Below are 12267 nucleotides of genomic sequence, written 5' to 3' on the forward strand. Positions count from 1 at the left end.
GCGCGGTCGCCGGGAGGGACAGGCGCCTAGATAGTCTGGGTGAGGCCGCCAAGGGCGATGAGGCACATGATCGAGCTAACCCTCGTTACTGGATGTGCGTACGGCAGTACGGGCACACCTTCCAGTGCGCGTCGAGCGGGCGATGGCAGCCGGGGCAGACGTTGCGCACCTGGGTGTTGCAGACCGGGCAGACGATGAAGTCCTTCTCGATGGGGCCGCCGCAGTTGGGGCAGGTGCCGTACTGGGCGAGCTGGCGCTCGCGCAGGGCGACGTCGAGCTCCTGCTCCTCGCGGTCCGTGAGGTACGAGCTCGGGCGCAGCACGTTATACGCGATGAGGCCCACGAACGGCAGGAGCGCAAGCAGGCCCCAGGCCCAGAAATACTGCGAGCCGCGGCGACGGGCGTCGACGAAGACGTAGACGACCGAGAGGACGTAGAGCGCGACGATGAACGCGATGAAGAGATAGATGGCGAACATGAGCTGCGGAGACATGAGCTCCTGGATGTACTGCATCATACGGCATCAATACCTTTCAGTCTCCGTATGCGAATCTAAGCGAAACCAGCACGTTATTGTATACCGATGATGCCCATACGCCAAAGGTGACTTCATCCGGGACGCGCAGGCGCCGCCCGCGTCCATATTCCCGGCACACCTCGATGCGGCACCGCGCCCCTTACGCGCCTAGTCCGCGAGCACCCAGGCGCTCGCATCCCGGGGCAGCAGCCCGTCTGCGACCTCGACCGAGGAGAGGAGGAGCTCGCCGGCGGGAAGCGCGAGCGGCGCGGCGCCGAAGTTGGTCAAGCTCACCAGGGCTCCCCGCGTGCCCAGGCCGCGCGCGAACGCGATGACCTGCTCGGGTTCAGGACCCAGGGTCGCGGGGTCCACCCAACAGAAGGAGCCCGGGTCGGCCGGGGCCAGGTACTCCCGGCGCAGGCGCAGCGCCGCGCGATAGAGCGCAAGCATCGAGGTGGGGTCAATCTCCTGGAGATCGGCGGCGAACTCGCCGAACCAGAGCGGTTGGGGCAGATGGGGCGCCACCGCGCACCCCGCCGGGGAGAACCCGAAGCTCCCGGTCGCGCCGTCGCCGAACGACGGGTTCCACGCCGCCGGGCGGGGGCGGTCCCCGGCGCTCCAGGGCAGGGGCACGCGGCAGCCGTCCCTCCCCTTGCTCGTGGCCGGACCCGCAGTGTTCCGCGAGGTCGGGTCCTCGAGGCGGTCCCACGGGATGTCGGCGACCTCGAAGAGGCCGAGCTCCTCGCCCTGGTAGATGTAGGCCGACCCGGGAAGCGCGAGCTCCATCAGCACCGCCGCGCGGGCGCGGCGCGTCCCCAGCGCACGGTCCTCGGCGTAGCTCGCGCCGTCGCGCAGGATCCAGTCGTTCGCGAGCTGATGGTGCGCACGAGCCCTGACCTGGGGCAGACCGTAGCGCGAGGCATGGCGCGGCACGTCGTGGTTCGACATGACCCAGGTGCCCGTCGAGCCGGCGGCACGCGCGCTCGCGATGCCCTCCTCGATCGCCGCCCGGAAGCTGTCGGCGAACCAATCCGCCTTGGCGAACTCGAAGTTGAACACCTGGCCCAGCTCGTCGGGCGCGGCGTAGAGATGCTGGTGCTCGGGGCACACCCAGGCCTCGCCCACCGCGAAGCGCGGAGGATCGTACTCGTCGAACACCTGTCGCCACGTGCGGTAGATCTCGTGCACCTCGGGACGGTCCCAGAGGGGATGGGGCTCATCCGGGGTCGCCATGCCGCTCACGGGCACGCGCCCGAGCTCCTCGAGCGTGGCGCTCTCGAGATCCTTGACAAGCGCGTGGGCGACGTCCACGCGGAAGCCGTCGACCCCGCGGTCGCTCCAGAACCTGAGCGTCCGCTCGAAATCGGCCCGCACTGCAGAGTGGTTCCAGTTGAGGTCGGGCTGCTCCTTGGCAAAGAGGTGCAGGTACCAGCTGCCGTCGGGCACGCGCTCCCACGCCGGGCCGCCGAAGGTCGACTGCCAGGCGTTGGGCGGGAGCTCCCCTGCCGCGCCGAGGCCGGGGCGGAAGATGTAGCGGTCGCGCATGGGAGATGCGGGCGAGGCGAGCGCCTTCTGGAACCAGGCGTGCCTGTCTGAGGTGTGGTTGGGCACGATATCGACCATCACCTTGATGCCCGCCGCATGCGCCGCGCGCACCAGGTCGTCGAAATCGTCGAGCGTGCCGAGCCGGGGGTCGACCGCTCGGTAGTCGATGACGTCGTACCCGCCGTCTGCGAGCTCCGAGGGGTAGAAGGGCGAGAGCCAGATGGCATCCACGCCAAGCTCCGCCAGATAGCCGATGCGCTCGGTCACCCCGCGGATGTCCCCGAGGCCGTCGCCGTCGGCATCGCTGAAGCTCCTCGGATACACCTGGTAGACCACCGCCTGGCTCCACCATGCGCCCGCGCGCTCCTGTCCTGAGGTTCCCATGGTGCCTCCTTTCCCGGTTCCGGGTCCGTTCCCTATGCGTGATGGTACGCCCTCCCGCGCGGCAGCGCGGCAGAAGTTGAAAGATTGCAAGCAGGTTACCGTGCGCGCCGGGTGCTAAGGTAGGGCCGTCATGTTCGGGCGGGGCAAAGGGAAAGGGGCCTTCATGCTTGCGGACTTCCACGTGCATTCCGAGTTCAGCGACGACTCGACCTATCCAGTGAGGGAGGTCTGCCGCGACGCCGTGAAGCGCAACCTCGACGAGATCTGCTTCACCGACCACGTCGACTACGGCGTCAAGCCCGATAGCGACCACCCCGAGCTCGCTCGCGTGGTCGACGGCATCCCGCTCACCAACGTCGACTACGAGCGCTACTTCCCCACCGTCGAGGCGGCGCGCGACGAGTTCGCCGGCGACCTCACGGTCCGCGTCGGCCTCGAGCTCGGCGTGCAGGCGCATACCGTCGAACGCTACGAACAGCTGCTCGAGCGATGGGGCGATCGGCTCGACTTCGCGATCCTCTCGATCCACCAGGTCGGTGACCTCGAGTTCTGGGACGGCTCCTTCCAGGAGGGGCGGACGCAGCAGGAGTACAACGAGGCCTACTACCGCGAGCTGCTCTCGGTCGTGGAGCGCTTCCACGGCTACTCGGTGCTCGGGCACCTCGACCTCATCAAGCGCTACGACCCCGCGGGCATCTACCCGTTCGAGCGGACGCGCGACATCGTCGCCGCGATCCTCGAGCGCGTCATCGCCGACGGCAAGGGCATCGAGGTCAACACCTCGTCGTTCCGCTACGGCCTGCCCGACCTGCAGCCCGCGACCGAGATCCTTAAGCTCTACCGCGACCTGGGCGGCACGATCGTGACCATCGGCAGCGACTCGCACGAGCCCGACCACCTGGGGAGCTACCTCCGCTACGTGCAGCGCCGCCTCGCCGACATGGGCTTCGAGACGTTCTGCACCTTCGAGGGCAAGGAGCCGCGCTTCCACGAGCTCTAGCGCGAACGGCCGGCCCTACCCGCGCAGGAGCCCCGCGACCTCGCCCGCGAGCGTGATGGTGCCCGCTGCGACCACGGGCATGGCGCGCTCCGTGGCGAACGCGAGCGCCTCGGCCACGGAGTCGAAGGAGGCGATAAGGTCGCCCGCCGGGCGGCCCTCCCGCTCGAGCTCCGCCGCGACGGCGCCGGCGAGCTCGCTTGTGGCAAGCGCGCGCGGCGAGGCGGTGCGGGCCACGATGATGCGGGGGAACTCCGGCACGAGGGCGCGGACGATCCCCTGCGAGTCCTTATCGGTGAGCGTGGCTATGAGAAGGGCCGGGCGCGACGCGCGCTCGGGGGCGATCTCGCCGATCGAGGAGATGAAGGTCTCGCACGACTGGGGGTTGTGACAGGCGTCGATGAGCACGAGCGGGTCTGTGCGCACGATATCGAAGCGGCCCGGCGTGGGGCACGCGGCGAGGCTCCGACCGAGCGCGGCCGCATCGAGCGCCCGGCCGAGGTAGCACTCGGCGATATCGATAGCGCAGGCGACGTTCTGGGCCTGGTAGGCGGGCTTTTTGACCGACACCTCGTAGGTGGCGAGCGGTGCGGGCACCCGAACCGCAAGGGCATCGCCCAGATGGGCGGGCTCGCGCAGGACCTCGTGGCAGACGACGACGGGCTCGACGCCGCACGCGCGGCAGCGCCCGTCCATAACCGCCTGCACCTCGGGATGGTGCGTCCCCTCCCCCAGCACGCAGAAGCGGCCCGGCTGGATGACCGCCGCCTTCTCGGCCGCGATCTCGCCGAGCGTGTCGCCCAGGATGCGCATGTGGTCGAGGCCGATCCCCGTCACCGCGACGCCCACCGGGTGCGTGGCGCTCGTGGCGTCCCAGCGCCCGCCCAGGCCCACCTCGAGCACGGCCACATCGACCTCGGCCTCGGCGAACACCACGAGCGCGGCGACCGTCAAGAGGTCGAAGGGGGTGATCGTGTAGAGCGCCTCGCCCGCGGCGGCGCGGCGGGCGTTCACGCGGCGGCCAGCCTCGAGCGCGGCGGAGACGCCGTGGGCGAACGCCGCGTCCGAGATGACACGCCCGCAGACCTCCATCCGCTCGGGATAGCGGACCAGATGGGGCGAGGTGTAGAGCGCGCAGCGCAGCCCCTCGCCGCCGAGGATGGCGGCACAGAAGCGCACCGTGGAGCTCTTGCCGTTGGTGCCCGCCACCTGGAGCACGTCAAAGTGCCCGTCGGGGCGATCGAGCTCGTCGAGCATCTCGACGACGGTCTCGAGCAGGGGCCCGGCATCGCCGGAGACGGTGCCGGTATCGGCAGCGAGCTCGACCGCCCGCGCGAAGGGCAGCTCGTCGAACTCGAAGGGGACCGTATAGCGTTCGCTCGCGCGTGGGCTCATAGCGCTCTCTTTCAGACGGGGCGCACGGGCGCCCGCGGATGACAACCGACGATGGTAGCACGCCGCGCCCTCCACGGCGCGGGCATCCCTACCCGCACACAACCTGCCGGACGGGGACGTCATGCGCCTCCACGGCCCCAAGGGCGGCAAGGCTTTCCACGAGCTCGGCGGCGCGGCAGACGCCGATCGAGCGGCCCGCGAAAGAGCCGAGGAAGACGTCGTAGTACCCGCCGCCGTACCCGATCCTGAAGCCAGCGCGGTCGAAGGCGAGCCCGGGGACGATGGCGACGTCGCCGGCCCGCCCGCGACCGTCCACGCGGCATGCGGGGTCTGGCGCGGGCTCCTCGATGCCGAAGGGACCGGGCACGAGGCCCTCGAGGCCGTCGACGGCATACCACTCCAGCGTGCGCGAGCCGGGCACGCAGCGCGGCAGCGCGACCTTCTTGCCCGCATCCAGGCACCAGGTGATGAGGAGGCTCGTGTCCACCTCCGCACCGAACGAGCGGTAGGTGTAGACGCACGGCGCCTCCAGCACATGAGGAAGCACCTTGAGGGCAGCGAGGATCGCACGGTCCGCACAGGCCCGCTCTGCGGCGCCCAGCGCGGCACGTGCCGCCTTGAGCTCCCGGCGCAGATCCTTCTTGGCAGGTGCGCCCATACTGCAAGCCTCCCTCGGAACGAGACGGCGCGGGAACGCGGCGCCTGCCGGCAAGCCGCGATGGCGATGCGCCCGGTGGCAAGCGGATGGGGTCCCGGCGGGCGCAGGAACCGCTACATAGTATAAGGGGCCCGCATGACGCGGACCCCTTGCGAGTCGATGAAGGGCATGTGGCAGGCGGCCTTTACGCCTCCTGCTGGTAGAACGCCTTGAAGACGCCGAAGAGCACCGCGGCGAGGGCGGCGCCGGCGAGCGGGGCGAAGATGAAGACCCAGACCTGCTCGAGGGCGACGGTGCTGCCCTGCGTGGCCATCGCGAGCGCGGGGCCGAAGCTGCGGGCGGGGTTCACCGAGGTTCCCGTCAGGGGGATGCCCATGATGTGCACGAACGTGAGCGTGAGGCCGATCACGATGCCGCCGAAGTGGCCGGTCTTGCCGTCGGCGGTCACGCCCAGGATGGTGAGCACGAAGACGCAGGTCAAGATGACCTCGACGATGAACGCGCCGACCATGGAGATGCCCGTGGTGGAGGCGTCACCATAACCGTTGCAACCGAGCCCGGTCTCGGCCACGCCGCCGAGGGCGCCGCACTGGGTCACGATGAGCAGCAGCGCGAACGCGGCCGCGATTCCGCCCACGAACTGGGCGATCCAGTAGGCGTAGAGCTCCTTCAAGGAGATGCGGCCGTCGATGTAGCAGCCGAAGGTCACGGCCGGGTTGATGTGGCAACCGGAGACGTTGCCGATGGCGAAGGCCATGCAGACGATGGACAGGCCGAACGCGAAGGCGATGCCGAGGGTGCCGAGCGTGGAGCCGGCGATGGCGGCACTGCCGCAGCCGAAGAGCGTCAGCGTGAAGGTGCCGAGGGCCTCGGCGAGGTACTTCTTCCAGGAATCCAAAGGTCTTCTCCTTTTCGTCGTGGCCGCGCGCCGGCCGGCGCACGGGCCGCCCCGGGTGCGGGCGCGAGCCGGGCCATTGTGAGGGAAGCTCCTCAGGCTTGGCAAGAAAACGTCATGGTATCAATCATCTTTTGAACCACTTAGAGAAACCTTACGAAATCATGGCAATGGCGTCTCGACTTTCGTAAACTTGCAAACTCGGTGCGCTTCGGGCGCACGCTGGATTCACATCGATTCGATGGGGAGAGATGACTGTGAACTACACGCGAAGAGAGTTCGGCAAGCTCGCCTGCTCCTGCGCGGCACTGCCCTTGGCCGCCCTGCTCGGCGGCTGCACCGGTGGCGCCACCGCGAGGTCGGGCAGCTCGGCAGCTGCAGCAGCACCCTCAAGCGGCGCGCTCCGCGCGGGCGTCCGCGCTGACGTCATGGGCTTCGGCTACCTGAACGAGCACACGGGCAACTACTACGGCCTCGAGATCGACCTCGTGAACGAGCTCGCGGACCGTCTGGGCTACCAGGACGTCGAGTACGTGACCGTCCTGCCCGAGAACCGCAAGGAGATGCTCACAGGCGGCAAGATCGACCTCATCGCCGCGTGCTACTCCATCGCCGACACGCGCCTCGAGAACTTCGACTTCTCGCCCGCCTACTACGACGACAAGGTCATCGCCGTCGTGCAGAACACCTCGATGATCACCACCATCGAGGACATGCGCGGCCGCACCTTCGGCACGATGGCCGGCGCGAACGCGGCGCCTTTGCTCTCCATCAAGCTCTACGAGATCGGCTTCTCGAACGGCGAGGCGTCCTATCTGGGCGCCGACAACACCGAGGCCGTGTTCGACACGTGGAAGCTCCTGCAGTTCCCCTCCTACCAGGAGCTCTCCGACGCGCTCGAGGAGGGCGTCGTCGACGCCATGGTGCTCGACGGCGCGATCGCCCAGACCTATATGGACGACAAGCGCACCTACATCGAGGACTTCGTGGTCGCCGAGCAGTCGTTCGGCATCGCCACGCAGAAGGATTCCGACCTGTCGCAGCCCGTCGCCGACGCGGTGCAGGACATGCTCGACGAGGGCTTCATCGCCCGGCTCGTCGACAAGTGGGACTAGGAGGCGATGCATATGTCACGCAGACTCAAGCGTAAGATCGCCCTGCTCATCGCCGTCGTGGCCGTGAGCATGGCCGTGATGGGCGTGCTCCTCTCCCAGATGCAGGAGCGCCTCTCCATCGCGAGCTACGACACCGAGATGGCCCAGGAGTCCGAGCAGCTCGTGCAGCTGCTCGAGGACGCCGACGAGGAGACCGCGCAGAACAAGGAGACCTTCGACGCGGTCTACCAGTCCAAGGCGCAGTCCGTCTCGTTCATGGCCGCCAACAACGTGGGCTTCGAGGCGACCGACGCCAAGATGGCCGAGTACCAGCAGCTGCTGGACGTCGACAACATCATGATCGTCAAGGCCGACGGCACCATCGTCGCTCGCGCCGCCGACACGCGCGCCAACTTCAGCTACGCGCGCTTCAACTACCTCCGCGAGTGCCTCAGCACCGGCGAGCCCTCGCGTGCCGTCGAGATCGAGCTGCCCGATGAGGACTGGCTCATGCGCTACTACGCGGCCAAGATCGACGACGAGACCATGGTCGTTATCGAGCAGAGTCCCGCGGAGCTCCGCGAGCTCATCGAGACCACCGGCTCGACCGAGAGCGTGCTGCGCAACATCTCCGTCGGCCAGGGCGGCTACGTCTTCGCCCTCTCGGCCCAGACCTATGTGATCGAGTACCACCCCGACGGGGAGCTCGTCGGCGACGACGCGCTCGATCTGGGTATCGACGTCAACGACCTCGAGGACGGCACCACCTGCTGGATGGAGCTCGACGGGCAGAGCCTCTACTGCCGCGTCGCGCTCATCGGCGACACGTACTACATCTGCGCCGTGCCCGCCTCCGACATGGCGGCCTCCCGGAACGTCACCGTCGCGGTCATCATGTTCGTCTTCTTCGTCGTGATGGCCACCGTCGCCCTCTACGGCATCTTCGTGATGCGCGAGGAGGAGCGCGACGGCGACGTGAAGAGCCACTTCGTCAAGCTCGGGGCGCTGCGCTACAACCGCACGATCGGGCGGCGCGCGCTCGTGCTCGCGCTCGTGGGCGTGATCGCCATCGTGGGCGTCTCGTTCTACATGCAGACCCTCTTCGCGCTCTCCTCGCAGTCCGTCGCCAACAAGGAGCGCGCGGCGACCATCGCCGAGACCATCGACCGCACCAACCAGCGCGCCGACGACCTCACCGAGCAGTACAACGAGCGCTACCTCTCGAAGGCGCGCGTCGCGGCCTACATCCTGGAGCGCAACCCCGAGCTCCTCACCAAGGAGAAGATGCAGGAGCTCGCCGACGCGCTGCAGATCGTGAACGTGTACCGCTTCGACCTGAACGGCGACATGGTCGCGTCGAACGCGCCCTACGAGCACTTCTCGATCTCGGACGACCCCGAGGACCAGTCCTACGAGTTCCACCAGCTCCTCCAGGGCGTCGATGAGTTCATCCAGGAACCGATGCACGATGACACCACCGGCGCGCTCCGCCAGTACATCGGCATCGCCACCTACGACGACGCGGGCTATGTCGACGGCTTCGTGCAGATCGGCATCCGCTCGAGCCGTCTCGAGAACCTGCTCGCGACCGTCCAGATCGACACCGTGCTCGACGGCGTCCAGGCCGGTGCCGGCGGCTTCGCCTTCGCCATCGACAAGGACGACGAGACCTTCGCGTACTATCCCGACGAGATGGTCCAGGGCAAGGCCGCGACCGATATGGGCCTCACCGAGAAGCAGATCAGGGGCGGCTACGACGACTACCTGACCATCGACGGCGAGACCTACTTCGCCTCCTCGGTCGAGACCGACGACTACTACGTCTACGTCGCCGGCCCCGAGGGCGAGCTCATGAGCCAGCGCGTCCCGCTGACCGTGACCACGGCGGGCATCGCCATCGCGTGCATGGTGCTCGTCTACGCCCTCATCGCGCTCGAGCCCGCCGAGGGCACGGTCGCCTCCCGCATCGTCTCCGCCGACCGCGGCGACGGGCGCGTCTTTGACGTCGTCACCCCGTCCGGCCGTAAGGCGAAGACCGAGTCGGCCGCGAGCCGCTGGCTCAACCGCTCGCTCGATTGGGAGTCCATGACGCCCGAGCAGAAGCTCGGCTACGTGCTGCGCATCTTCCTCGGCATCGGCGTCCTCGCCGTCTTCGTTGCCGTGCTCTTCCGCGACCGCATCTTCGGCAGCGACTCCGTCTTCGGCTACATCCTCGGCGGCGGCTGGGAGCAGGGCCTCAACATCTTCGCCATCACGGCGAGCATCATGACCGCCTGCGTGATCTTCACGGTCTCCTGGGTCCTGCAGAAGATCCTGCACCTGCTCTCCGGCGTGCTCTCGACCCGCGGCGAGACCGTCTGCCGCCTGCTCGTGAGCCTCGTCAAGTACGGCGCGATCCTGGGCACCCTCTACTGGTGCCTCGCGACCGTGGGCGTCGACACCGCGACGCTGCTTGCCAGCGCCGGCCTGCTCACGCTCGCCATCAGCTTCGGCGCGAAGGACCTCGTGACCGACCTTCTGTGCGGCCTCTTCATCATCTTCGAGGGCGAGTTCCGCGTGGGCGACACCATCTCGGTGGGCGCCAATACCGGTACCGTCATGGAGATCGGCATCCGCACGACCAAGATCAACGACGGCAGCGGCAACGTCATCGTGCTGCGCAACAGCGCCATCTCGAACGTCATCAACCGCACCAAGCTCGACTCTTTCGCCAACGTCGACGTCAACATCACCGTGGGCGAGGACCTGCCCTACATCGAGAACATGCTCAAGCGCGAGCTCCCCATCATCGCCGAGCGCCAGCCGATGGTCCTCGATGGCCCGTTCTACCGCGGCGTGGTGAACCTCACCGAGAGCACCATGACGCTCCGCATCGTGGCGCGCTGCTCCGAGAAGAACCGCGCCGCGCTCGAGCGCAACCTCAAGCGCGAGATGCGCCTGCTGCTGACCCGCCACAACATCGCCCCCTACCAGCTCCAGTTCGAGCACGAGGACGAGGTCAAGCCCGACAAGGCCAAGGAGGCCGAGGAGGCGCGCGAGCTCAAGGAAGCCGACAGCTTCGTCGAGAGCCAGGACGAGTCCCTGAGCAAGCTCAAGGGCGAGGACAAGGAGTAGCCTCCCGAACCCGCGCCCCCCGCTGCGCGCCTTACACGCACGACGCCCCGTCTCAGCCGCATAGCGGATCTGAGACGGGGCGTTTTCGTTTCTTTTGCGGGAAGCAGCGAGACCGGATGACGCGACGATGCGACGCAACCGGCGGTCCCGCAGCGGCACGCCGCGCGGCACGGCACTCGTTTTTTTCTCACCAAACGGCCCAATCTGGCCGTCCAGTTCAGATATGTACGATTGCTCCCCCGATAAAGCTGGGCTACTGCAGCTGCAGACTCGCGAATCCTGCGCTTTTGTTATGACGCACGGTTGACCGGCGCTATGATTCGAGCAAGATGGCGTGGCCGGCACCCTTCAACAGCCGTCCAATCGTACATATCTGAACTGGACGGCCAAAAATGAGATGTTGGAAAGGATTTCTACGCGCGGCATAGGACCCCGAGCGCACCTCTCTCATCTCAGTGCCCCGTAGACTCCTTGGAAATCCAAGGGGCGATTAGGACCCGATAACTCCCATGAGCTGGGAGAACTCCTTGAGCATGAAGCGCTCGAAGATGCGGTAGCACTCGGTCTTCTGGTTCTTGATGGTGATGGCGCACACCGGGATCGCCAGGTTGTCGGGCGCCTTGAAGCGCACCATCCCCCACTCGGGAGAGGTCGAGAACGCCTCGATGCCGACGCCCATCGCGAAGCCGTTCTCGCGGTTGAGCAGGCGCTCGAACTCCTCGCCGTTCTGGACGGGAATGATCGGCGACTTCATGCCGTGCTTGCGGTAGATGTTGACGATGGTCTCGTTGAAGTCGTCGAGCCCGATGATGTAGCCCGTCGGGTACGGCTCGAGGTCCGCGAGCGTGACGCCGCCCTTGGCGTAGAGCGGATGCGCCTTGGGCAGGAAGACCCCGGCCGGAAGCGTGCCCACCGGCAGGCAGTCGCATGCCGGGTTGTCGTAGGCGCCCACCGTGAGCAGCACGTCGAGGCTCCCGTCATAGAGCTGGCCGAGCGCCTGGTGCCCCGAGCAGAGGCCCAGGCTCACCTTCATGTTGAGCTGGCGCCCCAGGAATCGCTCGAGGCCGGTGCAGACGGCCTGCCAGTTGTTGAAATGCGGGACCGTGAGCAGGACCCGCAGGCCCTCGTGGCCCTCGGGCGAGCCCGCGCGATGGCCCTCGGCGTAGCGCTCGATCCGATCGATCCCCTCGAGGGTGTTCTGGACGAGCGGCTGCAGGCCCGAGCAGAAGGACGTGGGCGTGGCGCCCTTGCTGTCGCGGATGAACAGGGTGTCCCCGAGCTCGGACTCGAGCTCGCCGAGCGCCTTTGAGACGGCCTGGACGGACACGTGCTCCGATCGCGCGGCACCCGAGAAGCTCCCGGATCGCAGCACGGCACGTACGTATCGAAGTTGTTGGATGTTCACCCGGTACCACCTAGCGGATACGCCTGAATCAAAACGGGCGAATCACTCAGAGATTCGCTTCCCTGAGATTCATTATACAAATGAGCGCTATCGGGTCCCGTCGATGACGGGCCGTCAACTCCGCTTTGAATCATTCCCTTGATTATCAACTTTATCCGAACACCTCCCACATTCATCCGCACATGTGCGGATGAATGTGGGAACCCGATACCCTGAGGGCCGGATCGGCCGGCCCCGGGAGATCGGAGGACGGCATGTCCGGA

General features: G+C 67.2%; 9 protein-coding genes. 3 read left to right on the forward strand and 6 right to left on the reverse strand.

The genetic code is table 11. From position 1 onward, the window contains the following. Positions 1-85: 85 nt before the first annotated feature. Positions 86-517 carry a zinc ribbon domain-containing protein gene (locus tag FS885_RS07970; protein ID WP_144744531.1) on the reverse strand — a complete coding sequence of 144 codons (432 nt, stop codon included), beginning with the start codon at positions 515-517 and terminating at the stop codon, positions 86-88. A 168-nt stretch (positions 518-685) separates the two neighbouring features. Continuing rightward, entirely contained in the window at positions 686-2446 is a 1761-nt protein-coding gene (locus FS885_RS07975) for a glycoside hydrolase family 13 protein (protein ID WP_144744532.1), read from the reverse strand. A 163-nt stretch (positions 2447-2609) separates the two neighbouring features. Here FS885_RS07975 and FS885_RS07980 point away from each other — a divergent pair, with 163 nt between their 5' ends. Further along, positions 2610-3446, forward strand: coding sequence for a histidinol-phosphatase HisJ family protein (locus tag FS885_RS07980; RefSeq protein WP_144744533.1), 837 nt, complete (start codon positions 2610-2612; stop codon positions 3444-3446). Positions 3447-3461: 15 nt separating this feature from the next. Here FS885_RS07980 and FS885_RS07985 read toward each other — a convergent pair whose 3' ends face one another. The 3 genes from FS885_RS07985 to FS885_RS07995 all read right to left on the reverse strand — a co-directional run bounded on the left by FS885_RS07985 (position 3462) and on the right by FS885_RS07995 (position 6394). After that, complete coding sequence (locus FS885_RS07985) at positions 3462-4838, reverse strand: bifunctional folylpolyglutamate synthase/dihydrofolate synthase (protein ID WP_144744534.1); 1377 nt, start codon at positions 4836-4838, stop codon at positions 3462-3464. A gap of 88 nt (positions 4839-4926) precedes the next feature. Beyond that, positions 4927-5496, reverse strand: coding sequence for a 5-formyltetrahydrofolate cyclo-ligase (locus FS885_RS07990; RefSeq protein ID WP_144744535.1), 570 nt, complete (start codon positions 5494-5496; stop codon positions 4927-4929). A 184-nt stretch (positions 5497-5680) separates the two neighbouring features. Then, a complete protein-coding gene (locus FS885_RS07995; protein ID WP_144744536.1) occupies positions 5681-6394 on the reverse strand; it encodes an aquaporin in 714 nt (237 codons plus the stop codon). Positions 6395-6642: 248 nt separating this feature from the next. Between FS885_RS07995 and FS885_RS08000 the strand changes: the two genes are divergently transcribed. Next, positions 6643-7506, forward strand: a complete 864-nt coding sequence (locus FS885_RS08000) for a transporter substrate-binding domain-containing protein (RefSeq protein WP_246060873.1) — start codon at positions 6643-6645, stop codon at positions 7504-7506. Between the two features lie 12 nt (positions 7507-7518). After that, positions 7519-10599: a mechanosensitive ion channel domain-containing protein gene (locus tag FS885_RS08005; protein ID WP_246060885.1), complete on the forward strand. Its 3081-nt coding sequence runs from the start codon at positions 7519-7521 to the stop codon at positions 10597-10599. Positions 10600-11089: 490 nt separating this feature from the next. On the opposite strand, the gene FS885_RS08010 is transcribed toward FS885_RS08005, so the two are convergent. Beyond that, positions 11090-12004: a LysR family transcriptional regulator gene (locus FS885_RS08010; protein WP_144744538.1), complete on the reverse strand. Its 915-nt coding sequence runs from the start codon at positions 12002-12004 to the stop codon at positions 11090-11092. Positions 12005-12267: the final 263 nt, after the last annotated feature.

This window comes from Enorma burkinafasonensis (assembly GCF_902150035.1).
Taxonomy (GTDB): Bacteria; Actinomycetota; Coriobacteriia; order Coriobacteriales; family Coriobacteriaceae; genus Enorma; species Enorma burkinafasonensis.